At 70.2% G+C, this 23,417-nt stretch carries 19 protein-coding genes; 9 read left to right on the top strand and 10 right to left on the bottom strand.

Going from position 1 to position 23,417, the window contains the following annotated elements; translation table 11 throughout:
• The first annotated feature begins 136 nt into the window (after window positions 1-136).
• Window positions 137-535 (top strand): hypothetical protein, encoded by a 399-nt coding sequence (locus ABD810_RS19285; protein WP_344941729.1) that lies wholly within the window; start codon window positions 137-139, stop codon window positions 533-535.
• 263 nt (window positions 536-798) lie between these two features.
• On the opposite strand, the gene ABD810_RS19280 is transcribed toward ABD810_RS19285, so the two are convergent.
• The 3 genes from ABD810_RS19280 to ABD810_RS19270 form a co-directional block, all read right to left on the bottom strand.
• A complete protein-coding gene (locus ABD810_RS19280; protein WP_344941726.1) occupies window positions 799-3,231 on the bottom strand; it encodes a non-reducing end alpha-L-arabinofuranosidase family hydrolase in 2,433 nt (810 codons plus the stop codon).
• Window positions 3,232-3,848: 617 nt separating this feature from the next.
• The gene (proS, locus tag ABD810_RS19275) at window positions 3,849-5,261 is read right to left on the bottom strand and encodes a proline--tRNA ligase (RefSeq protein WP_344941723.1); all 1,413 of its coding nucleotides are present in this window, start codon (window positions 5,259-5,261) and stop codon (window positions 3,849-3,851) included.
• Between the two features lie 82 nt (window positions 5,262-5,343).
• A complete protein-coding gene (locus ABD810_RS19270) occupies window positions 5,344-5,616 on the bottom strand; it encodes a CBS domain-containing protein (protein ID WP_344941720.1) in 273 nt (90 codons plus the stop codon).
• Between the two features lie 395 nt (window positions 5,617-6,011).
• On the opposite strand from ABD810_RS19270, the gene ABD810_RS19265 reads away from it, so the two are divergent.
• The gene (locus ABD810_RS19265) at window positions 6,012-7,103 is read left to right on the top strand and encodes a DUF418 domain-containing protein (RefSeq protein WP_344941717.1); all 1,092 of its coding nucleotides are present in this window, start codon (window positions 6,012-6,014) and stop codon (window positions 7,101-7,103) included.
• A 196-nt stretch (window positions 7,104-7,299) separates the two neighbouring features.
• On the opposite strand, the gene ABD810_RS19260 is transcribed toward ABD810_RS19265, so the two are convergent.
• Window positions 7,300-7,860: an SbtR family transcriptional regulator gene (locus tag ABD810_RS19260; RefSeq protein WP_344941714.1), complete on the bottom strand. Its 561-nt coding sequence runs from the start codon at window positions 7,858-7,860 to the stop codon at window positions 7,300-7,302.
• A gap of 168 nt (window positions 7,861-8,028) precedes the next feature.
• Between ABD810_RS19260 and ABD810_RS19255 the strand changes: the two genes are divergently transcribed.
• Window positions 8,029-8,778 carry an SDR family NAD(P)-dependent oxidoreductase gene (locus ABD810_RS19255; protein ID WP_344941709.1) on the top strand — a complete coding sequence of 250 codons (750 nt, stop codon included), beginning with the start codon at window positions 8,029-8,031 and terminating at the stop codon, window positions 8,776-8,778.
• Between the two features lie 94 nt (window positions 8,779-8,872).
• On the opposite strand, the gene ABD810_RS19250 is transcribed toward ABD810_RS19255, so the two are convergent.
• Complete coding sequence (locus ABD810_RS19250) at window positions 8,873-9,610, bottom strand: YqjF family protein (protein WP_344941706.1); 738 nt, start codon at window positions 9,608-9,610, stop codon at window positions 8,873-8,875.
• A gap of 180 nt (window positions 9,611-9,790) precedes the next feature.
• On the opposite strand from ABD810_RS19250, the gene ABD810_RS19245 reads away from it, so the two are divergent.
• Window positions 9,791-10,213 carry an Hsp20/alpha crystallin family protein gene (locus ABD810_RS19245; protein WP_344941703.1) on the top strand — a complete coding sequence of 141 codons (423 nt, stop codon included), beginning with the start codon at window positions 9,791-9,793 and terminating at the stop codon, window positions 10,211-10,213.
• Window positions 10,214-10,427: 214 nt separating this feature from the next.
• Window positions 10,428-11,189 (top strand): hypothetical protein, encoded by a 762-nt coding sequence (locus tag ABD810_RS19240; protein ID WP_344941700.1) that lies wholly within the window; start codon window positions 10,428-10,430, stop codon window positions 11,187-11,189.
• A gap of 15 nt (window positions 11,190-11,204) precedes the next feature.
• Here the strand turns inward: ABD810_RS19240 and ABD810_RS19235 are convergent, their stop codons facing one another.
• The 4 genes from ABD810_RS19235 to ABD810_RS19220 all read right to left on the bottom strand — a co-directional run bounded on the left by ABD810_RS19235 (window position 11,205) and on the right by ABD810_RS19220 (window position 17,688).
• Complete coding sequence (locus tag ABD810_RS19235; protein ID WP_344941697.1) at window positions 11,205-12,743, bottom strand: S1 family peptidase; 1,539 nt, start codon at window positions 12,741-12,743, stop codon at window positions 11,205-11,207.
• A 195-nt stretch (window positions 12,744-12,938) separates the two neighbouring features.
• On the bottom strand, window positions 12,939-13,952 hold the full coding sequence (locus ABD810_RS19230; protein WP_344941694.1) for an arabinan endo-1,5-alpha-L-arabinosidase: 1,014 nt from the start codon (window positions 13,950-13,952) through the stop codon (window positions 12,939-12,941).
• Between the two features lie 111 nt (window positions 13,953-14,063).
• Entirely contained in the window at window positions 14,064-16,454 is a 2,391-nt protein-coding gene (locus ABD810_RS19225; protein ID WP_344941691.1) for a beta-xylosidase/alpha-l-arabinosidase, read from the bottom strand.
• Between the two features lie 169 nt (window positions 16,455-16,623).
• The gene (locus ABD810_RS19220; RefSeq protein WP_344941688.1) at window positions 16,624-17,688 is read right to left on the bottom strand and encodes a polysaccharide deacetylase family protein; all 1,065 of its coding nucleotides are present in this window, start codon (window positions 17,686-17,688) and stop codon (window positions 16,624-16,626) included.
• A gap of 285 nt (window positions 17,689-17,973) precedes the next feature.
• Between ABD810_RS19220 and ABD810_RS19215 the strand changes: the two genes are divergently transcribed.
• The 4 genes from ABD810_RS19215 to ABD810_RS19200 all read left to right on the top strand — a co-directional run bounded on the left by ABD810_RS19215 (window position 17,974) and on the right by ABD810_RS19200 (window position 23,118).
• Window positions 17,974-18,315, top strand: coding sequence for a DinB family protein (locus ABD810_RS19215; protein WP_344941685.1), 342 nt, complete (start codon window positions 17,974-17,976; stop codon window positions 18,313-18,315).
• Window positions 18,316-18,415: 100 nt separating this feature from the next.
• A complete protein-coding gene (locus tag ABD810_RS19210) occupies window positions 18,416-20,110 on the top strand; it encodes an ABC transporter ATP-binding protein (RefSeq protein ID WP_344941682.1) in 1,695 nt (564 codons plus the stop codon).
• 55 nt (window positions 20,111-20,165) lie between these two features.
• Window positions 20,166-22,019: an ABC transporter ATP-binding protein gene (locus ABD810_RS19205; RefSeq protein ID WP_344941679.1), complete on the top strand. Its 1,854-nt coding sequence runs from the start codon at window positions 20,166-20,168 to the stop codon at window positions 22,017-22,019.
• A 22-nt stretch (window positions 22,020-22,041) separates the two neighbouring features.
• Window positions 22,042-23,118, top strand: coding sequence for an iron-siderophore ABC transporter substrate-binding protein (locus ABD810_RS19200; RefSeq protein ID WP_344941676.1), 1,077 nt, complete (start codon window positions 22,042-22,044; stop codon window positions 23,116-23,118).
• Between the two features lie 77 nt (window positions 23,119-23,195).
• Here ABD810_RS19200 and ABD810_RS19195 read toward each other — a convergent pair whose 3' ends face one another.
• Window positions 23,196-23,399 (bottom strand): MbtH family protein, encoded by a 204-nt coding sequence (locus ABD810_RS19195; protein WP_344941673.1) that lies wholly within the window; start codon window positions 23,397-23,399, stop codon window positions 23,196-23,198.
• Window positions 23,400-23,417 lie beyond the last annotated feature (18 nt).

Genomic DNA, 23,417 nt, shown 5'->3' with positions numbered 1-23,417 from the left:
TTCCCGGCTATTCGTTCGACATGAACGACCTGAGCATTCCACGACCCAGGGCAGCCGGCCCACAACGCAGGACTACATCCAGCGCACCGCGGCCCTCATCGGCGCCTCGGCACCGGTCATCGCAGCGGGTTCGTGGATGGCCGGCGCGGTCACCGCAGGTATCGCCGTCCCGCCGGCGACAGTGGTCATGGGTGTGTCCGCGCTGGTTTTCATGGCCATCCAATACCGCAAGAACAAGAGCACCCTGCTGGAGGTGGAGCAGCAAACATGGATCAGCGCCCTGGACGCCGAGGCGAAGGAGATTCAGCGGCAGTTCGAGATGGCCCTCGGCCTCAAGGGAATGACGATGGTGGACAACCTGGTGGAGAACCTCAACCAGTACCGCGAACAGCTCGAAGACGCCGTCGAACGTACTCGCGTGCGCATCGCCCAGCCAGAGGCCCAGAACCGGCAGGAACTGGTCGGCCGGCTGAAGCCGCTCAGCGAAACCGGTGAGACCCTCACCTCCGCACTTAACGCTCTGGCCACCCTCTGATCGCTTAATCGGCAGCGAACTCGCCCCGAGCGTCCGGCCATCGACCGCTTAGTGCACATCTGCGCATTAGTGCACATCTGCGCACCTGAGCGCACCAGGCGTCGGCGAAGATGCCCGCTGCCGCTCCGGCGAGCTCTCTGCGTGACTCGGGCGGGCTCGGCCTTGTGCCGAGCCCGCCGCTGCGGTTCCACCCGGTCCTGATCGCGCTCGCCCGATGCGGGGGAACCGTCAGGAACATCCGAGGCGGAGCTGTGTTTCGTCGGTCAGCGCTGTAGTGTCAGCACGCCCGGCCGGTAGGGCAGCAGGCCGTAGTCGCCGCCGGAGCTGGGGCTGCGGCCCTGGTAGAGCAGCTGCAGGTTGCAGGGGTCGACGGTCATGGTCTGGTCGGCGTTGCTGCGCACCAGCTCGCCGTGGCTGATGTCGTTGGTCCAGGTGGCGCCGCTGTTGGCCTTGCCGGCGAAGGGGTTGCTCTCGCTGGCGGCCTGCGGTGTCCAGGTCCCGTTCAAACTGGTGGCGGTGAAGGAGCGGAAGTAGCGGCCCTGCGAGCCGATCGCCTCCACGAGCATGAGGTACTGGTTCTGGCCCTGCAGCTTGTAGACCTGCACCGCCTCGAACAGGTTGTTGGTCGAGTCGCTCATGATCACGGTCGAGGTCGAGCCGAAGTTGCCCGGGAAGTTGCCGATGGGCATGCTCGCCCGGTAGATCCTGCCGTTGTCCCCGGCGAAGAACAGGTACATGTTCGTGTTGTCGGCGATGAGGGTCTGGTCGATGGGTCCGGTACCGGAGTCGGAGATGCTTCCGGTGAACAGGGGCTGCTCTGCTGACCAGCCGTTGGGGTTGGTGGGGTCGCTGGAGGTCCGGTAGGAGAAGGGGGTGCTGCCCCATTGGTAGGCCAGCACCCAGATGTTCCTGGGGGCGAAGTAGAACAGCGTGGGCGCCACCGTGGAGGCGGACATGGTGTTCTGGGCCGCCGAGGCCATCTGCGACCAGTTGGAGAAGAGGCTGAAGTTCATCGAGCCCCATCGGGTGCCCGTGTCGTGCGTGGTCGCGTAGACCAGGTGCTGGCCGTTGTAGGGCGCGACGGTGAAGTCCTTGAGCGAGACCCACCCCGACTTCGGGGTCGCCAGCGAGCCGGTCGAGGTCCAGCGGTACGTCGACGGAAGAGCACACGTGCCGGTCGGCGTCGGGGTGGGCGTCGGCGTCGGCGTCGGGCCGGGGGTTCCCGAGTACCCGTCCCAGGTCCACCTCTGGGTGGCCTGGCCGTTGCAGGTGGCGATGGTCACGCCGGAGGTGTTGCCGGTGCCGGTGACGCTGAGGCAAAGGTTGTTGGCGACGCTGGTGATGGTGCCGTCGGAGTTGCGGTTCCACTGCTGGTTGTTGCCGGTGTGGCAGTCGTAGAGCTGGACGCGGGTGCCCGAGCCGGCACCGGTCGGGGAGTCCAGGCACTTGCCGAGGAGTTGCAGCTGCCTGCCGGAGGTGTAGGTGAAGCTCTGGTTGGGGTTGGTGTGGCAGTCGTAGATCTGCAACTGGGTGCCGTTGGCGGTGGCGCTGTTCGGCGAGTCCACACAACGCCCGGCTCCGTCATTACGCAGCCGGAACCCGGTGCCCGGCGTGGGCGTCACGGTGGGGGTGACCGTCGGGGTCGGGGTCGGGGTCGGGTTCGGCGACGCGTTGTTGAGCGCGTTGAGCACCGCGTCGTAGGCCGGCTTCTTGTTGCCGCCGCTGAACAGCAGCGGGGTGTCGCCCGAGCGCCAGGAGTCCTGGTCGCGGACGCCCCAGACGGTGATGCCGGTGCAGCGGGCCACGGCCAGGCAGTCGTTGGTCACCGCGGCGTAGGTCTGGGCAGAGGCGCCCTGGATGTCCAGCTCGGTGATCTGCACGTCGACGCCCAGGGCGGCGAAGCTGGAGATCGTGGTGCGGTAGTTGCTGTTGTAGGGGCTGCCGCTGTTGAAGTGCGACTGCAGGCCCACACAGTCGATCGGCACGCCACGCTGCTTGAAGTCGCGCACCATGTTGTACACGCCCTGGGTCTTGGCCCAGGTCCAGTTGTCGATGTTGTAGTCGTTGTAGCAGAGCTTGGCGGCCGGGTCGGCGGCCCGCGCGGTGCGGAAGGCGACCTCGATCCAGTCGTTGCCGGTGCGCTGCAGGTTGGAGTCACGCCGGCCGCCGGAGTTGCCGTCCGCGAACGCCTCGTTGACCACGTCCCAGGCGTAGATGTTGCCCCGGTAGTGCGCCATCACGCCGTTGATGTGGTCGATCATCGCCTGACGCAGCGAACTGCCGGACAACGACTGCATCCATCCGGGCTGCTGGGAGTGCCAGGCCAGGGTGTGGCCGCGCACCCGCTTGCCGTTCTGTCTGGCCCAGTTGTAGACCCGGTCGGCGTTGGTGAAGGTGAACTGCCCCCGGTTGGGCTCGGTGGCGTCGATCTTCATCTCGTTCTCGGCCGTCACCATGTCGAACTCGCGGTTCGCGATCGTGGTGTACTGCGAGTCACCGAGTTTGCCGGCGCTGATGGCGGTGCCGAAGTACCGCCCGCTCTGCTCCGCCGCCGCGCCGAGAGTCGACGCCGCGGCATCGACCGGAGCCGCCACCGTCAGCGCTGTGACCGTGCCGAGCACGCCGAGAGCACCGGCGAGCAGGACCCGGAGGCCCCCGATGAAGCGCCGGGATCCAGGCGGGGGTATGGCGTTCATGCCCATGACTGAGTCTCCATAATGTGATCATGGAAAAGCGGGGAAACGCGGGGACATCCCGCGGGCCGACGCCGCGTCCCACAATCAGGGAACGCACACCACCAGGGCGCCGCGGACGGCCGCCTCTGCCGCGCACCACCGACCTGGCAGGAAGACCGTCTCGGTGACTCAGTGTGGAAACTATTAAGAAAAGTGTCAAGCTTCTCCAGAAAGTTTCGGCCCACTCCGGCAGAAAGTTGCGGGCATCACCAGCCCCGAAAGGCGCGACATCGAGATGAAACTTTCAGCACCACCCGCTTAATGATCACGTGAGGCCGCGCACGAACCCCAGATGAACCCGCGCGTCCCTCACTCCTCCCGGCACGCCGGGCGCTGGACCCTTGACGGCCCCTCCCGCCTCGTATTTGCTGCCCTCCACCACCATCAGCCGACTCGACAAAGAAGAACACGCGACCGAAAGGCAGGATGTTAGCGCTAACGCACCAGGGGTTCGCCTGAAGGCGCGCCCGCGATCCGTGAACCGCGGACAGACACCACATCCGCGGGTTCACCCTTCACCGTCGCCGTCCCCTTGGGAGGAGGTGGCTCATGGCGGGACGGGTTCAAGGGCGCCCGGCTCAGTAAGAACGGCCGAAGATGACACGCGTGCCGTATGTGGCAGGCCGGTCGCAACGGACGCAAACCCCCGTCTCGGAAGCTCCGCCGATCGGAACACACCGAGGCGTCGCAGCGGTCTCGGCCTTGATGTCATCCTCGCAGGCAGCGCTGCCGCAGTGCAGAGCCAGAGCCCAGCCCGAGGTGACAGCGTCGGTGAACGACTCCCAGGCGTCGACGGTGCGTGTGTGGGCGTCGCGGAAGCCGGTGGCCCGCCGCAGGAGGAGGGCCTGGAAGTCCTCCAGGACGCCAGGCATGATGCGGGCTACAGAGTCGAGAGGGATCGTCTGCTTGCCCTCGTCGCCGAGCCGCTTGGCCATGACCACCGTGCCGGACTCCAGGTCACGCGGACCAAGTTCGAGCCGGACGGGTACGCCGCGTAGTTCCCAGTCGTTGAACCGGTAACCGGGCGAGAGGTGGGCGCGGTCATCGACATGCACCCGGACACCAGCCGCCTTGAGCCGGCCGGCGAGATCGCGAGCGGCGTCCAGGGCCTGGTCGCCGCGGCCGATGGGGACGATCACGACCTGGTGTGGCGCGAGCCGGGGTGGCAGGACCAGGCCCTTGTCGTCGCCATGCGTCATGATGACGCCACCGATCATCCTGGTGGACATGCCCCAGGACGTGGTGTGGCACAGTTCCAGCCGACCGGTTTCTGAGGTGTACTGGATCTCGAAGGCCTTGGCGAAGTTCGTTCCCATGTAGTGGGAGGTACCTGCCTGAAGCGCCTTGCCGTCGCGCATCATGCCCTCGATGGTGAAGGTGCGCACCGCACCGGCGAACCGCTCCCCCGCGGTCTTCTCACCCGGCACCACCGGGATCGCCGCGATGTCGCGTGCGACCTCGGTGTACAGGTCGAGGGCGAGCATCGTCTCGCGCATCGCATCGGCCTTGTCAGCGTGCGCGGTGTGGCCCTCCTGCCAGAGGAACTCCGTGGTGCGCAGGAACATCCGGGGCCGCAGTTCCCAGCGCACGACATTCGCCCACTGGTTGAGCAGCAGAGGCAGGTCGCGGTGGGAGGAGACCCACTTGGCCATCATCTCGCCGATGATCGTCTCTGAGGTGGGCCGGACGACCAGGGGCTCCTCCAGCTCCTTGCCGCCCGCGTGGGTGACGACCGCAAGCTCAGGAGAGAAGCCCTCGACGTGCTGAGCCTCCCGCCGCAGATAACTCTCCGGGATCAGCAGCGGGAAGTAGGCGTTCTGGTGACCGGTGTCCTTGATCCGCTGGTCCAGTTCTCCTTGGAGAAGTTCCCAGAGGCGGTAGCCGTACGGTCGGATGACCATGGTGCCCTTCGCCGGTCCCCGGTCCACGAGCTGGGCCTTGGCCACCAGCTCGTTGTACCAGGCAGAGAAGTCCTCACTTTGAGGGGTCACACCGCGTTCATCACGTCCCATGCGGGGAGAATATCGCTCAGGCCATTAGGGCTCGCTTCAAGTGATCCCCTGGGCCGCCGGTTCAGGCGGTGGTGAACGCGTTGATCAGGTCACCGACCGGGGAATGGGGCAGCGCGCCCGCCACATCGGCCAGCGCCACCATCCCGACCAATTCGTGCTCGTCGATGACGGGGAGCCGTCGGACCTTGTGCGTGGCCATGGTGCGCAGGATCTCGGCCGCCTCGTCGTCGGCACCGATCGTGACGGCCCGGCCCTGGGCCAGCTCCCCGGCCAGGCACGCCTTGGGATCAAGGCCCTTGGCCAGCACCTTGACCACGATGTCGCGCTGATGCACGTCGCCGCGGAGATGCAGTGGACAGTAAGGCGGCTCGGCGCAGGATCAGTTGACCATGTGATCGCTTCGGGGCCATGGACGTCGTAGCCCGTAGCCGTCTGCAGGAGCGGTTATCCACAGTATCCACAGACTCGTACACAGGTTCGAATGATCTACCTTAGATGCGCCACCTAGCGGCTGAGCGCGGGAGGCAGCGCGCGGAGCGTGGCGATGACGCGGAGCGGGCTCGCCGGTATGGCCAGGGCCAGCGGCCACTGCCCCTGATCGTCCGCGCGGTTCTCCGCCGCTCCAGGGCCTATCCGCGCGCTGAACCGGCCGGAAGTACGGCCCGGACTGCCGTCAACCCAACTTTTGACTGATCCTTTATCGGCACGGGAGCCGCAGGATGAGGCCCCATGCCCCATGAAACACTCCCCCCGATGCCGGAAGCCACAGGAATCGGACAGCCCACCACGACTTCCTCCAGCCGGCCGCGTATCGCCGCGCTCGACGTGCTGCGTGGGTTCGCCTTGTGCGGCATCCTGTTGGCCAACGTCAAGCCGATCGCGCACATGGTCCACACCGAACAGGTCACACAAGCTGTGGTGACGATGAGTCCGGACGACGCCTGGCCGGGGCTGGGGCTGTTCGTCGACCAGCGTTTCTTCCCGATCTTCTCCCTGCTGTTCGGCATCGGCTTCTCGCTGCTGCTGGACTCCGCGAGAAGCCGCGTTCCGCGCCCGCGGGTGGTCCTGGTGCGCAGGCTCCTGGTGCTGCTGGCCCTGGGCCTGGCTCACATGTTCCTGCTGTGGCGGGGCGACGTGCTCACCATCTACGCCGTCACCGGCCTGGTGGTGCTGCTGCCCTCGACCTGGCTGCCGCGCTGGGCCGTCGCGGGGCTCGCCGCCGCCCTCATCGCGACGCCACTGATCCTCAACAGCAACGGCATACCGCTGGTGCCGGGACTGTTCCTGCTGGGCTCGGCGCTGACCCGGTACGGCGTGGTCGACCGGATCGATCGCTCCACCCGTGTTCCGGCCGCGCTGGGCCTGGTCTTCGCGTCAGCGGCGGTACCCGCTGTGTGGCTGCAGCTCGGAACACCGGCCGGCGACGCGCGATTCAACTCCTGGTTCGGTCTCGCCGGGCTGCTGATGGCGGGCGTGTACGTGTGCGTCCTGCTGCTCCTGCTCAGAACGTCGCTCCGGCCGGTGCTGCAGGCGGCTTTCGCACCGCTGGGCCGGATGGCGCTGACCAACTACCTGTCCGCCACGCTCCTGGTCCTGCTGACCGCCCGCGTCATCGGCGGCTCGCCGGACGGCTGGTCCTCGGCGACGGTACTCCTGATCGCCGGGGCCATCCTCCTCCCCCAGTGGCTGCTGTCCACGCTCTGGCTGCGCCGTTACCGCCAAGGCCCCTTGGAGTGGCTCTGGCGCTGGGCCACGTGGACCCAGCGCCCACCCCTGCGCCGCGACGCGGGCCCTCACCAGGTGACCGGCAACACGCCGTAGACCTCCATCTGGTCGCGAAAGGCGGGTTCCGTATCGGGGACGGTGAGGCGGAGCTCGGGGAATCGCTGGAGCAGAGCGCGAAATCCGATGCGCATCTCCATGCTCGGCCGGTCGACCTGACGCCGCCCGTCACGATCCCGACCGCCCGCGCCGGGATACCGTGACGGCGACGTCAGGCGGCCGACCGGCACGTTGGTCAGGGCTCGATTCCTCTGCGGAGGAGATCCCACACCCGTTCGGCGGCCCTGCGCCGATCGGGGGGCGGGGTCCTGGCGAGGGCGGCGGCGAGCATGCTGATGAGCAGGACCAGGTCGTCGGCCGTGACGTCGGCGCGGACGGCCCCCGCCCGGCGGGCGTCGGGGAGCATGCTCGCCAGGAGGTTCACCACGCGGTCGCGCACGCCGAGGATGCGGTGGTCGGGGTCGATCGGAAGCGTGGTCACCATGTCGACGAACGCGGTCGAGGCGATGGTCTGTTCCGTCATCAGGGCGAGCACCTCCGTCAGGGTGGTGCCGGGCCTGGCGGCCAGCGCCTCCAACTCGGTGACGCCGTCTTCGAACACGGCCATCGCGAGGCTGATGCGGTCGGGGAAGTGCCGGTAGAGGCTGCCCTGGCCGACCCCGGCGGCGCGGCTGACCATGCTGAGCGGCGCGTCGTACCCGGCCGTGGCGAAGACCTCACGCGCCGCCGCCACCAGCGCCGCCCGGTTCTCCAGGGCGGCGCTCGGCCCTCTGTTCAGTCGACGCGGCGGCGGCACAGCGGTTACTGTAACAACCGGACAGCACTGTCCGGTTGTTACGGGAGGCCCTGACGACGTGCACCTGCCGGTCGTCCCCCGGCCGGCGAAGGCGCCGGTCCCGCCCTCGTCCTCCTCCGGTGCTCTCACCGTCCAGCGCCGGCGCCCTCTGAACGAAAGGCCGAACTCTTGAGCACGTTCGACGACCGCGTCGCCCTGATCACGGGTGCGGGATCCGGGATCGGCAGGGCGATGGCCGTGGCCTTCGCCAAGGACGGCGCCCGCGTCGTCGCCTGCGACGTCAACCGGGAAAGCGCCGAGCACACCGCCTCGGAGATCGGCGAGGCCGCCATCGCCGTGACCGCCGACATCGCCGATGAGACGTCGGTCGGCGCACTCGTGGCCGCCGCGATCACCGCGTACGGCCGCATCGACGTCCTGTGCAACAACGCCGGGATCATGGACACCATGGCGCTGCCCGCCGACCTGCCGGTCGAGCTGTGGGAGCGGGTCCTGCGTATCAATCTGACCGGAACCTTCCTCGTCACCCACGCGGTCCTGCCGCACATGCTGCGCCAGGGCCGCGGCGCGATCGTCAACACCGCCTCCGAGGCCGGCATCCGCGGCGGGGCGGCGGGCGCCGCCTACACCGCCTCCAAGCACGGTGTCGTCGGTCTCACCAAGAGCGTCGCCTGGGCGTACTCCAAGGAGGGCATCCGGTGCAACGCCATCCTGCCCGGCCCCACCATGACCGGCATCGCCACGAACACGTCCTTCGATCCGATCGGCGCCGCCCGGCTCAACCCGGTGATCGCCCTCGGCGAGCACATCGCCCACCCGGAGCAGATGGCCGACGCCGCCCTCTTCCTCGCCTCCGACGCCGCCTCGTTCGTCAACGGCGCGATCGTCCCGGTCGACGGCGGCTGGTCGGCGGCCTGAGCCACTAACGGCGATCCACGATCGAGGAGCGTCACTCGGCTGCCGCGGAATGGCCGCCACCGGAGAAAGCCCGCCAGGAGACTCCTGGCGGGGTTCAAGCCGCGTGCGCTGGTCGGACCCGGCTCCACATCCCTATGCGCACCCTCACCCCTGGAGAGGCGTGCACGAGCGGGTCATGGCCGGGGGTGGTGAGTCCTCCCGCCTGGAGGAGCGTCTGATCGAGATGGGTCAGCCGGGCGTGCCGCAGCGGCCACGGGCGATGCTCCACTTCGGCGGAGGCCAGCCTGCCCCCGATGACGGTGAACAGCCGATAGCGCTCGACCAGGAAGTCCGCCAGCTCGTCGCGCTCGGGGCCGTCCAGCGGCGCACCGAGTTCCACCTCGGCGTCGCATCGTGCGTCCGAGGGGCCAGGCCAGCGGCGCCGGCAGCGGTAGGTCCGTCGTTCGGCCTCGGCCCGCACGCCCATGTCCGACCAGTAGTACGGCAGGCGGTAGCCCGCCCGGGCGCCGAGTACGGCGGGAAGCAGCCCGGCGTCCAGCGAGAAGAACCAGAGGCCGCTCCGGCCCTGCTCGTCACGTACGTACGTGCGCACGTTCGTCTCGGGGAACCGTGACAGCCACGGCAGCGCCGGCACCCCCGGTGCCCGCACGTGCTCCATGAGAAAGGGGGTGAGACCGACCCAGGCGTGGCCGTCGAACTCCTCGGCCGTGAGCCCGCCGGGCAGAAACGACTGGACCAGGCCGGGAGGGTACCGCCAGTGGATGAAGGTCATATGAGACCACTGGTGGTACATCACCGGCCGCGCGACCCGCGGGCGCTGGATTGTCGCCATGATCCGGCCCTACCCGGAAACCGTCCAGAGATGAGGCGAGAAGGGGGTGGAACGGCAGCCGGGGCGGCCACCGGCCGCGAGGCCGAATGTCCCTGACATTCGGGACCTACGGCCCCTGCACCCGGGGACCCGTACGGTGATCAGATGGGAGGTGAAGCAGCAGAGAGCGAGGAGGTCGACATGGCCATGCCAACCCGCCGGGAGTCGAGGGGCCTGGTACCCGATCTGCTGGACTGGCTGGAGGCGCCCTTCACCGGCGCCCGGCCGTACGGCGGGACCCAGATGGTCCGTTTCGAGGACACCGTCAAGGACGGCCACTACGTCGTCCGCGCCGAGGTACCCGGCATCGACCCCGAGAACGACGTGGAGGTAACCGTCTCCAACGGAGTGCTGACCATCCACGGCGAGCGCAAGGAGGAGCGGTCGGAACCGCACCGCACCGAGTTCAGGTACGGCGAGTTCAGCCGCTCGATAGCGCTGCCGCCGAACGCCGACGAGAAGGATGTCAGGGCCGTCTACCACGACGGGATCCTCGAAGTGGACATCCCTCTGGCGGAAGAGAAGCAGGCGACCCAGCGCGTGCCGATCGAGAAGCAGAGCTAGGTTCTGCCACCGGACCGGGCCCGCCCAGGAAGCGGGCCCGGTCCGGTGGGCCGCGAGGGGCATGATCGTGCACGCGCTTGCCGGCCGCGTCAAACTACGCCGGGGAGTGTATGAGGGACGGAACGGTACGGCCAAGGTTGAGTAGGCCCCTACTCATGTTCGTGCCGCCGCCGAGGGTCGTACTGATGGTGACGACATTCCTTGGAGGCGGATGATGGCGACGACACACGCACACGAACATCACGATCACGGGGACACGTTCGCCGTCCACGGGATGCTCCTGGTGGTGGGGGACGACAGGTTCTACTTCTCGCACCTGCCGATGTTCAGCGTCGTGGCGCACCGGTTCCAGGTGCTTCTGGAGATCGAGTTCGACGACGAGGTGCGAGAGGCCCTGCGCGCCGACGCCAAGACCACCGGCGGCGACCTGTACACCTTCGCTCCACGCCCGTTCCCGCTCGTCGAGCTCGACCCGGCCGACGGCGGGCCGGCGCGGACCTCGCTGGTGGGGACGATCTTCCACGGGCACTTCGAGCGCGGGGGGCACCCGATCGCCCGGGACGCCACGGCGCGGATCCGGCGCGTCGCGCACTACCGTCCGCTCGACCCGGAGGCGCGGCACGACGACAGAGCCCCGCTGCGCTACCTGTGCTTCGGCAAGGCCGGAGACCTCTTCCTCGCGCACGAGATCACCGCGCGGCCCGACTTCGACCAGGTGCTCAAGGCCCGCATGGTGCCCGGCTCGGTCCAGCACGCGCCGGACCCGCAGGTGCCCGCCGACGTCCTCGCCGCCGACTTCGACCTCGCCGTGCCCGTGACCGTCAGCCGTACGGACACTCCCCGGCATCGGCTGACGGCGGGCGAGACCGTGGACGGCACCTTCCTGCTGGGCGTCTCACGCACCGGCGCGCACGAGTTCAACGCCCAGCTGAAGATCGACCGTGAGATCTACATGGAGAGCGGCGAGCTGACCTGACCAGGTGGTGGGCGGTCAGGCGGGGTTGCTGGCGCCCAGGAGGTAGTACTCGCCGATCGGGGTCGTGGGCCCGACGTAGGCGTCACTGACGCTGACCACCCACCGGTAGGTGCCGGGGCCCTGGCCGGTGGTCAGGGTCTTGAGGGTGGGACCGGTTCCGGTGGTCGCCACCTCCACCCAAGATGGGATGCCGAACGGCCCGCAGCAGGTGTACTTCTCCAGGCTGAGGCGCATGCGCGAGGTGCCGGACCCGTCCAGGCAACCCGTGTGCGTGCCGGAGGTGGCGGAGGTGTAGCCCGACGGCGGGTGGATCCCGCGGTTCGGCACCAGGAGGCCGACGGGGCCCTGACTGGCCGTCATCTCGTTGAAGTGGAGGTTCTGATGGCCCGTGCACTGGGTGGGCGCGGTGACCAGCGTGAGCCCGTGGGCGGCGAGGATCTCGTTGACCGGCTGGAAGAAGGTGGTGCCGCCGGCGCTGCAGTTGCCGGAGCCGCCCGAGGTGACGCCCTGCGCCTGGTAGCCGGAGATGAAGGAGCCGCCGGAGTCGCCGGCCTCGGCGCACACGTTGGTGCGCACGACCTGGTCGACCGTGCCCTGGGCGTAGGTGACGCTGGTGTCGCGCTGCTGGATGGTGCCGCAGTGCCACTGCGTGGTGGAGCCCGACCGGCATACGGCCGAGCCGGCCGGCGCCTCGGCGGAGCCGAAGACCGGGATCTGACCGGACCCGTAGGCGTTGACCGCCGGGCGCGCGGCCCACTGCCCGTTGACCGCGACCCAGGCGTAGTCGTTGCCGGGGAACGATGACGCCTGGAACGTGCCCTGGCTCAGCCCGTTCGAGCCGGTGGTGCCGGCACCGGGATTGCCGCAGTGCCCGGCCGTGACGAAGCCCGGGGTGCTCCCGCGGGTCACCGAGAAGCCGATCGAGCAGCGCGAGGAGCCGATGTAGTACGCGTCGCCGCCGCGCAGGTTCTCGAAGGTGACCGGCCGATCGGCGATGGTCTCGACCCGTACGGCGGCGCGGTCCACGCCGCTCGCGGCCACGAACGCCTCGCCCGCCGCGGCGTCCAGCGCCTGGACCACGACGGTGTTGGCCTGCTCGTCCACGAACCAGACCGGCACCGCCCCGCCCGCGGCCGTCTTCGAGGCGGCGTCCAGCGCGTCCTTGACCAAGGTGAGCGCGGCCAGCGAGCGGCCGACGACCTTCGCCCGGACGCCCGCGGCGATGACGGTGGCGGCACCGGCGCCGTCGGTGGTGGCCACCACCAGCCTGCCTTCGCGGTCCACCCAGGATCCGCCGTACCGGTCCTGGAGTTCGGCGCGCAGCCTGGGCTGGAGCCGGCGGGCCTTCTCCTCGTTGTCCAGGCGGGTGACGGCCTGCTCGCGGGTGAGGCCCAGGTCGCGCCGCATCGCCTCGATCAGTCCCGGCGGTGGTTCCATCCCGGGGGCGGCCGCGGAGAGGACCTCGGCGGGCGCGGCCGTTGCGTGGGCGACAGGGAGCACAAGAGAGACGATCGCGAGCGCCGCACCGGCCGCCGACAGGCGGATGAGAATCATGGAGGCTCCTCAGATCGGGGGGTGCCGTCACGGTATGACGGGGCCGATCACCGGCGGACATACCATCCGGCCCCTCTCACCGGGCTATGGATGGCCGGCGCGGGCCGTGGCCTCCAGGCTTGGCGCCGGCTGGTGCCGCCGCCTCCTCGGCGACCGCACCGGCCGAACGCGTTCGCGAATCATGGCGTCAGAGGGTCAGTAGACGTACGGCCAGCCGGCGGAGTCGTAGGCCAGGAGGTTGATGCCGAGCCGAGCCGCGCCGTTGTCGGCGTAGTAGTGGTAGACGAGCACGTCGGCGTCGGAGTCGGCCAGGATCGCCTGGTGACCGGGGCCGTGGATGCTGCCGTGCCCGGCCAGGATCTCGGTGCCGCCACCGGATGTCATCGCCACGCCGTTGCGGTCGACGTACGGTCCGGTGACGCTGGTCGAGCGCCCCACCATCACCCGGTACGTGCTGGACGCGCCCTGGCAGCACCGGTCGAACGACACGTACTGGTAGTAGTACGAGCCGCGCTTGAAGATGTACGGCGCCTCGATCGCACCGCCGTTGCGTCCGGAGATGGCGCGGATGGTGCTGTTCGACCGCTTGCCGGTCGCCGGGTCGAGCTGGACGAGCTTGATGCCCGACCAGAACGAGCCGAACGACAGCCACCAGCGGCCCTGGTCGTCGACGATGAGGTTGGGGTCGATGGCGTTGAAGTTGTCCGAGCTCCTGGACTCGATGACCAGGCCATGGTTGGTCCAGCTACCGGAGGCCCCGGTCGTGCTGGTCGCCAGGAAGATCGCGGAACGGTTGGAACCGAAGGTGGACGCCGAGTAGTACAGGTAATAGCGGCCGTTACGGTAGGAAATGTCCGGCGCCCAGAGGTTACGGCTGCCACCCGTGTACGTCGTGGTCCAGGACGCGCCCCCCGGGAAGACCGTGCCGGCGTCGCGGAAGGCCGTCCGATCGGTGGAGGTCTTGATGGCGATGTTGTCGCCGGTGTGCACGAGGATGTAGCCGCCCGAGGGCGTTTTGACCATCGACGGGTCGTGGACCGAGATGGCTCCGGTGACGACCCCCGGGTTGGGGTACGCCGCGCGGGCCGACGAGAGGGTCCCGGCGTGCGCGGGGGTGAGGCCGGAGGCGGCGACGACCGCCACCACCGTCAGCACTCTGGACAGCCCTCGGCGCAAGGAGCCTCGGGGCGGGATTCGCATGGCATTCATGCCGTGTCCTCATTCACTGTCGACTGATGCCGCCGGCGCTGCGGCAGGCGGCGGGTCACTCTTCGTCCGCCGCCTTGAGCGGTGAGTCCCTCGTGGACCCGCGAGTACAGGTCACGGCCGGTGACCGGGCCCGGTGGCGTGATCGTCGCACGAAAGGGTGAAGGTGGCGTGCAACCGGCGGGTGTGGTCCACATGGCGCACCGGCCCGGTGAGCGTCACCGTCGCGGTGAGGCGCGGGTCGGTGCTGGAGGCGCCGAGGCGCAGCTCCAGCTCTCCCGGTTCGACGATCCGCCGGCCGTCGCGGCCGGTGAAGGACGCGACGTCGGCGGGCACGGTGACCCGCACGCGCTGCGCCTCACCGGGGGCGAGCGGCACCCGCACGTACCCGACCAGGCGCTGGACCGGCTGCACCACGGAGGCCACCGGGTCGTGCAGGTAGAGCTGCACGACTTCGCCGCCCTCGCGGTCCCCACTGTTGCGCAGCGTGAAGCCGAGGTTCACCTCCCCGTCCGTGCCGGTCTCCGCGACGCCGACCTCCAGCCCGGACCATTCGAACGCGGTGTAGGTCAGGCCGTGGCCGAAGCCGAAGGCCGGAGTCGGGTCGATGTTGGACACCTCGCTGGCGTGGGCCAGCCGCGCGGACAGGTAGCTGGACGGATGCACGCCGGGCCGCCGGGGAATGCTCACCGGCAGGCGTCCGGCAGGGTCGAGACGCCCGCTGATCACACCGGCGATGGCCGAGGTGCCCTCCTGGCCGGGGAAGAAGGACTGGACGATCGCGGCCGCGTCCTCCGCGGCGCGGCCGAGCGCGTACGGCCTGCCGGACAGCAGGGTCGCGACCACCGGCGTTCCCGTGCCGATGAGGGCGTCGAGCAGGTCCTGCTGGACTCCGGGCAGCGCCGCGGACTCCGCGTCGCACCCCTCACCGCTCGTGCCCCGCCCGAAGAGCCCGGCCCGGTCGCCGAGCGCCGCGACGACGACGTCCGCGCCTCGGGCCAGCTCGATCGCCTCGGCGAAGCCGCCGGTGCCGGGACCGTCGACGGTGGCGCCGAGCGCGGTGACGATCTCGGTGCCGGGGAACTCGGCCGCGAGGGCCTCGCGCAGGGTGGGCAGGTCGATGCCTGCGGGCATCTCGGGGTACCGCACACCCACGTGGACGGGGAAGGAGTAGCAGCCGAGGACGGCCAGCGGGTCGTCGGCGTTGGGACCGATCAGCGCGATCCTTCCCGGCCGCCGGAGCGGCAGCGTCCCGTCATTGCGGAGCAGGACGATGGCCCGCTCGGCCATCCGCCGGGCGATCGCCCGGTTGGCGGCAGAGTCGAGGCAGACCGATCCGCGCAGTGCCTCGGCGTCGCTCAGGTCGGCGCCGGCCAGCCCCGGCGGCACGGGGCTCCAGCCCGGGTCCAGGAGTCCGAGCCGCGCCTTCTGGATCAGGACGCGCCGCAGCGCCCGGTCGATCAGGGCGATCGGGACCCGGCCCGCGGCGACCGCGTCCAGCAGGGGCCGTCCGAACGTCTTCACGGTCGGAAGCTCGACGTCCACACCGGCGGCCAGGGCGGCGCCTGCGGCCTCACCGAAGCATCCCGCCACGCCGTGCAGCGTCTTGAGGAAGGCGATGCCGAAGTAGTCGGCCACCACCGTGCCGTCGAAGCCCCAGGTGTCGCGCAGCAGCACGGTCAGCAGCCACTCGTCGGCCGCGGACGGCACCCCGTCGGTGTCGGTGTAGGCGTGCATGACCGACCGCACACCGCTCTCCCGCACTGCCATCTCGAACGGCACCAGCATCACGTCGGCGCGCTCGCGGGTCCCCATCGCCACCGGTGCGAGGTTGCGCCCGGCGACGGAGGCCGAGTAGCCGGCGAAGTGCTTGAGCGTCGCGACGATCCCCGCGGACTCCAGACCCCGGATGTAGGCGGTGGCGATGGTGCCGACCAGGTAGGGGTCCTCTCCGATGGTCTCCTCCACCCGGCCCCACCGGACGTCGCGTATCACGTCGAGCACGGGGGCGAGGCCCTGGTGCACCCCGACCGAGCGCATGTCGGCGCCGATCGCGCCCGCCATCTCGCGGATCAGCGCGGGATCGAACGTGGCCCCCCACGAGAGCGGCACGGGATAGGCGGTGGCGCCCCAGGCGGCGAAGCCGGCGAGACACTCCTCATGGGCCAGGGCGGGAATCCCGAACCGGTTGGCGCCGGTGATCCGTTCCTGGGTTCTGAGCAGGGACAGCGCCCCGATGGCGGGGTCGACCGGAGCCGTGCCGAAGGGGCGCGTCAGCTGCCCGAGGCCGTCCGGCAGCAACGCGTCCAGGTCCACCGTCTCTTCCATGTCGTGCTGGTGCGGCGCCACCTCTCCCCCGTCGCCGGAGGCGCCGACCCAGACGCCGAAGAGCTGTGCGACCTTCTCCGCCAGGGTCATCTCCGTGATCAGGGCGTCGACGCGGGTCTCCACGTCCTGATCGGGGTCGTTCCAGATCGGAGTGGTGGGGTCTGTCTCTACGGTCACGATGGGAATCACTTTCCTCAGCCGCCCATGAGCCCCGGTACCAGGGCACGGCGGGCGGACAGCTGTACGCCAGGGATGGCGGCGTCTGGCCGGAAAGCGTGTGGTGTGGTACTCGGGAGAGCACCACACCACACGCTCCTTCTTCGGTCACCGTTCAGGGGCGCGGGTGTCAGCCCGTCCGGCAGGAGACCGATGGCCAGGTCGTGTTGCCGCCGTGCTGGACCGTGAACCCGAAGGTGTTCCCGCTGCCGTTGGGCCGCATCGTCATGACGTTTCCGCTGGCGTCCCAGGTCGGGCTGCCGTTCCAGGTGGCGATGACCCTCTGCGGGCTGCGCAGGGTCACCGTGACGATCCACGAACTGCTTCCCGAGACCGTGACCGACAGGTTGAACCGGTCGCTCCAGCTCTGGCCCGCGGACACCGTGGCCGTGCAGCCGCCACCGGGCGGAGGCGTGGGGGTCGACGGCGGAGGCGTCGGGTTGGTGCCGCCATCGGGGGCGACGGCCCTGCCGGTCGACGGCGAGATCATGCCTGCGCACAGGTTGCGGCTCTTCAGGTTCGCGACGATCTGCGGGATCGCCGCGATCGTGGTGGCGTACTGGTCGTGCATGAGGATGGTCTGGCCGGCTCGCAGATTGCCGGCGGCCTGGACGATCTGGGCGGTGCTCGCGCCGTTCCAGTCCTGGGAGTCGACGTCCCAGAGGATCTCGGTGAGGCCGAGCTGCTGCTCGACCGACTTGAGCGTGGCGTTGGTCTCCCCGTACGGAGGCCGGAACAACCTCGGCGCGGTGCCGGTGATCTGCTGGATGGCCTGCTGGGTCTGCTGCAGTTCCGACTGCATCTGCGAGCTGCTCATCTGGGTCAGATGCGGGTGCGTCCAGCTGTGGTTACCGATCCACATGCCGGCGTCGCGCTGGGCCCTGACCAGCGACGCGTTGTTCTGAGCGTTCCGCCCGATATTGAACAGCGTGGCGCGCACGCCGTTCGATCTCAGCGTGTTCAGCAGGGTGGTGGTGTTGCTGGGGTTGGGCCCGTCGTCGAAGGTCAGGCCGACGTATCCGGCGCTGCAGTCGGCGGCCGCCGCCGCGCCCAACGTACCGGCGGCACTGGCGGTGAACGGCACGGCCAGGGCGAAGGCCGCGCCGATGACGCCGACGGCGCCGATGACGAGCGCGCTGCGGATGCCTGAGCGGCGTCTCTTGTCTCTGCCGACGGGAACGGCATTGTCGATCATGCTTGTTCCTCCACTGGAACACAGATCGGGGACGTGGGACGTGCGTGCGATGCCACGGTTCAGCGGCCGACGTGCCTGGGGTACGGAACCGCGGCGGGATGCGAATGTGCCGACCACCCGGGTGAATGTCGTGGAGAGCCCTTCCGTGGCACATTCTGTGAAGCGTTACGAAACATGTCAATGTATGACGGAAAATTTTCGGCGTCATTAACCGCTTAAGCACTTGCCACGCTGCTGCAACATGGCCGAACTCCCCGAAACTTTCACCCAATGTCCGGCGGTCTCATGCAACTTTCAGGGCCGCTCATACGCATCTCGCACGGCCTCCCATGTGACGTCGCTCTGGAGGAACAGTACGGGCCGGCGCCTGGCTGGCGGCTGGTCGAGCAGGTCGTCATCGAAATGCTCGTCCACGGCTGGGACCTGGCCACGGCGACCGGCCGGTCCACCGACCTCGCTCCCGACGTCGCCGAGGCCACCTTGCCCTCCGTGCGGGCCATCTACGGTGACCTGCCACGGACGCCTGGCGGCTCCTTCGCTCCGGCACAGGAGGTTCCCGAGGGCGCGAGCGCCGCCGACCGTCTCGCCGCCTACCTTGGCCGGACCGTCAGGCGGGGTCCTCGGTAGATCTCCGCGCCGGTCACCGCACGATCCCCAGGCTGGCTCATGACCCTCTTATTAGACTAGCCTTACCTAAGTTAGGGTCGGCTAAGCCGGAGGGATACGGGTGGATGTAACCGAGCCGTCGGGACGCGATGTGCTGCGGCGGGCCATCTGGGGGCAGCGAGGGGATGTCACGCTCGGATCGTTCCTCGGAGCCGCGCACCAGGCCGGGGAGGCCCTGGTCCCGCTCCTCATCGGCGTCGTCATCGACCAGGCCGTCGCCCGCGCCGACCTCGGCGCCCTGCTGCGCTGGCTCGCCGTCCTCGCCGTGGTGTACGTGGGCCTGTCGTTCGGCTTCCGCTTCGGCGCGCGCGCCGGAGAGCGGGCCTCCGAGCAGGCCGGGCACGCCCTGCGCGTGGACCTCGTACGGCGTGTGCTCGGCCCCGGAGGCGGAGCCGAGAACGGCCGGCTGCCCGGCGCCCTGGCCAGCATCGGCACCGAGGACGCCAAGCGGGTCGGCGCCGTGAACATGGCCGTGGTCTCCGCGCTGTCGGCGCTGATGGGGCTGCTGGTCGGCGCCGTGGTGCTGCTGTGGACCTCGCTGACGCTCGGGCTCATAGTGCTGATGGGAACGCCGGTGCTCCTCTGGCTCGGGCACCTGCTGAGCAAGCCGCTGGAGCGGCGCAGCGAGGCCGAACAGGAGAGGGTCGCGCACGCGTCGGGCGTCGCCGCCGACCTGGTGACCGGGTTGCGCGTGCTCAAGGGCATCGGCGCGGAGTCCGCGGCGGTCGCCCGCTACCGGCGTACCAGCCGTGACTCGCTGGTGGCCACGATGCGGGCGGCGCGGGCCGAGGCCATGCAAAGCGGCATGGTGCTCGCCCTGACCGGCGGCTTCATCGCCGTCGTCGCGCTGGTCGGCGGGCGGCTCGCGGCCCAGGGGGACATCAGCCTCGGCCAACTCGTGTCGGCGGTCGGGCTCGCGCTCTTCCTGCTGGGTCCGCTGGAGGTGCTCTCCTGGGTGAACGCCGAGTTCGCCCAGGGCCGCGCCTCGGCGGCGCGCATCGCCGGGGTCCTGTCGGCGCCGCCTGCCGTCACGGCCGGCGGCATGCGGCTGCCGCGACCGGTGCGGGGGGAGATGCGGCTGCGTGGCGTCAGCCACGGCGGGCTGCGGGAGGTCGATCTGCACGTCGGGCCCGGCGAGGTGCTCGGCGTCGCCGCGACCGACCCGGCCGACGCGACCGCTCTGCTGCGCTGCCTGAGCCGGCAGGCCGACCCCGACGCCGGGGTGGTCGAGCTGGACGGGATACCCCTGCGCGACCTGGACCCGGCCGACATCCGCATGGCGGTGCTGGTGGCCGAGCATGACGCGGAACTGTTCGAGGGCACCGTGATCGGCAACACCGGCGCCGCCGCTCCCGAGTCGGCCGACCTGGACCGCGCGATGGCGGCCGCCGCCGCCGACGAGATCGTCCGGGCCCTGCCGCGAGGCGGCCAGACGTTGGTGAGCGAGCGCGGGCGCTCGCTGTCCGGCGGGCAGCGCCAGCGCGTGGCCCTCGCCCGCGCCCTGGCCGCCGACCGGCCCGTGCTGGTGGTGCACGACCCCACCACCGCCGTCGACGCGGTGACCGAGGCGCGTATCGCCGGCGGCATCCGGGAGATCCGCCGGAACCGCACGACGATCCTGGTCACCACCAGTCCCGCGCTGCTCGCGGTCGCGGACCGGGTGGTGCTGCTCGACAACGGACGCGTCACCGACACGGCCCCGCACGCCGACCTGGTACGACGCCATTCCGCCTACCGGACGGCGGTGCTCGCATGAGGCAGGACAGGGCTCGCGAGCTGCTGCCCACCGCGAACCGGACGGCGGTGCTCGCATGACGCAGGACAGGGCTCGCGAGCTGCTGCCCACCGCGTCCCCGGCTCAGGTACGCGCGACCGTCCGCGTGCTGCTGCGCCCGCACCGCGGGCTGGCGGTCGGCGGGTTCGCCGTGATGGTCGCGGCGACCGCCGTGGGACTGCTCACCCAACCGCTGCTGGGTCACATCGTGGACCTGGTCGCCGGCCGGCGGCCCATGGAGACGCTCACACTCCCGGCGATCCTCCTGGTGCTGGTCGCGGTCACGCAGGGAGCCACCACCTCGCTCGGGCTGTCGCTGATCTCGCGGCTCGGGGAGACCGTGCTCGCCCGGCTGCGCGAGCGGTTCATCGAACGCGCCCTGCGGCTGCCGCTGGAACAGGTGGAGGAGGCCGGCTCCGGCGACCTGGTAGCCCGTGCCACCGGCGACGTCTCGCAGGTGGCCGAGGCGGTGCGAACCGCCCTGCCCGAACTGGCCCGCTCGCTGCTGGCGATCGTGCTGACCTTCGGGGCGCTGGCCGTGCTCGACTGGCGGTTCCTGGTCGCGGCGCTGCTCGCCGTGCCGATCCAGGCGCACACCGCGCGCTGGTACGTGCGCAACGCCGTCCCGCTCTACGCCGAGCAGCGCGTCGCCAACGGGGCGCAGCAACAGCAACTGCTCGACAGCATCGGGGGCGCCGCCACCGTGCGGGCGTTCCGGCTCGAGGCCGAGCACGCCGAGCACGTCGCCCGGCGGTCCCGGGCCGCGGTGGAGCTGACGATGCGCGGGGTCCGGCTGGTGCTGCGGTTCTACAGCCGTCTGCACCTGGCCGAGTACACCGGGCTCGCCGCGGTGCTGGTGGTCGGCTTCCTGCTGGTACGCAGCGGATCGGCCTCCATCGGCACCGCGACGGCGGCCGCGCTCTACTTCCACAGCCTGTTCGCGCCGGTCAACACCGCTCTGGTGCTGGTCGACGACGCGCAGTCGGCCGCCGCGGGCCTCGCCAGGCTGGTCGGGGTCGCCGACCGGCCCGCGCCGGAGGAAGCCACCGGCCCGCCCCCCTCTGAGCAGGCCGCCGACCGGCCCGCGTCTGAGGCGCCGGGCATCTCGCGTCAACGGCCGCGGGCCCCCCTGGACGGGGTGGTGACGGTCACCGGGCTCGGGCACGCGTACGAGCCAGGCCGGCCCGTGCTGCACGACGTGAACCTCACCCTCCACGAGGGCGAACGCGTGGCGCTGGTCGGCCCGAGCGGCGCGGGCAAGACCACGCTCGCCAAGCTGATCGCCGGCATCCACCGTCCGGCCACCGGATCGGTACGGCTGGCCGCCGACCGGCGCGGGACCGGCCGTACGGTCGCCCTGATCACCCAGGAGGTGCACGTCTTCGCGGGGCCGCTCGCCGACGATCTGCGGCTGGCCCGTCCCGGCGCCACCGACGACGACCTGCGCGAGGCCCTCGCCCGGGTGGACGCGCTGGCCTGGGCCGAGGCGTTACCCGAAGGCCTGCGGACGGTCGTCGGCGAAGGCGGCCACCGCCTCACCGCCACCCAGGCCCAGCACCTCGCCCTCGCCCGCCTGGTCCTGGCCGACCCGCCGATCGCCGTCCTCGACGAGGCGACCGCCGAGGCGGGCAGCACCGGGGCCCGCACCCTGGAGAAGGCCACCGAACTGGCGATCGAGGGCCGCACCGCCCTGGTCGTCGCCCACCGTCTCGCCCAGGCCGCGACCGCCGACCGCGTCATCGTCATGGACGAGGGCCGGATCGTCGAGAGCGGCGGGCACGACGAGCTGAGCGCCGCGGGAGGGACCTACGCCGCTCTCTGGGAGGCGTGGTCGGCCACCCGTTCCACGGCCCATCACCGACCCCCCACGCACGACGCATCCACCATCTGACGAGAACGTGAAGGACCCCCTGATGCTCCGCTCCCCCGTAGGCAACCGGCTCACCGTGGCCCTTGTCTCCGTCCTGCTGTTCGGCTCCGTCGCCGCATGCGGCTCCGGCTCCGAGTCCCCCGCCACGGCCACCGGCGCCGGCACCACCTCCGGCTCCGCCGCTCCGGCGGCCGGCGCCTTCCCCGTGACGATCGAGCACAAGTTCGGCGCCACCACGATCAAGTCCGAGCCCAAGCGGATCGTCACGGTCGGCCTGACCGACCAGGACGCCGTGCTCGCCCTCGGCAAGGTCCCCGTCGGCACCACCGACTGGGTCGGGGGCTACGCCGGGGCCATCGGCCCATGGGCCGCCGGCAAGCTGAACGGCGCCGCCACGCCGACGATGATGAAGGACACCGGCACGGGCCCGCAGGTGGAGAAGATCGCCGCGCTCGCCCCGGATCTGATCCTCGCGCTGTACGCCGGCCTCACCAAGGAGCAGTACGCGACCCTGTCCAAGCTCGCTCCCGTCGTGGCCCAGCCGAAGCAGTACAACGACTACGGCATCCCCTGGCAGGAGCAGACCACGACCATCGGTAAGGCCCTCGGGAAGGAGGCCGAGGGCAAGAAGCTCGTCGAGGACGTCGAGGCGGAGTTCGCGGCCGTCAGGAAGGAGCACCCGGAGTTCGCGGGGACCACGGCCGTGGTCGCCACGCCGTGGGAGGGGTTCTTCGTCTACGGCAGCCAGGACCCGCGCTCCCGCACCCTCACCTCGCTCGGCTTCGCGCTGCCCTCGGACCTGGACAAGGTCATCGGCGACCAGTTCGGCGCCAGCATCAGCAAGGAACGCGGCGACCTGCTCGACCAGGACGCGATCGTGTGGACCGTGCCCGACACCGCCAAGGACTCGGCCAAGCTGCACGGCGACAAGCTCTACAAGGACCTGAACGTCGTCAAGCAGGGCCGGGAGGTCTTCCTCGCCGAGACAAGCGACTACGGCAAGGCCTTCTCGTTCGTCACCGTGCTGAGCCTGCCCTACGTCATCGAACGGCTCGTGCCGCAGCTGGCGGCGGCGGTCGACGGCGACACCGCCACGAAGGTGGCCGAGCCGACCTCCTGATCGCCTGACACCGGAAAGGGCCGGGCCGCGAAGCACGCTTCGCGGTCCGGCCCCTTTTCGCGTACCCGCCCGCCGGGTCAGCCCTCCTGCTCCACGAGGCTCTTCGGCCGCATGTCGGTCCAGTTGGCCTCGATGTAGCCGAGGCACTCCTGGCGGGTCCCGCCGTGGGCGACGGTCCAGCCGGCCGGGACCTCCGCGAACTCGGGCCACAGGCTGTGCTGGCCCTCGTCGTTGACCAGCACGGAATAGACGCCGTCGGGGTTCTCGAACGGATTGGTCATGTCGATCTCTTCTCTTCT

Source organism: Sphaerisporangium flaviroseum (assembly GCF_039537005.1).
Classification (GTDB): domain Bacteria; phylum Actinomycetota; class Actinomycetes; order Streptosporangiales; family Streptosporangiaceae; genus Sphaerisporangium; species Sphaerisporangium flaviroseum.
Note: the sequence above shows the minus strand (reverse complement) of the source record. Positions and strands in the feature narration are given on the sequence as shown.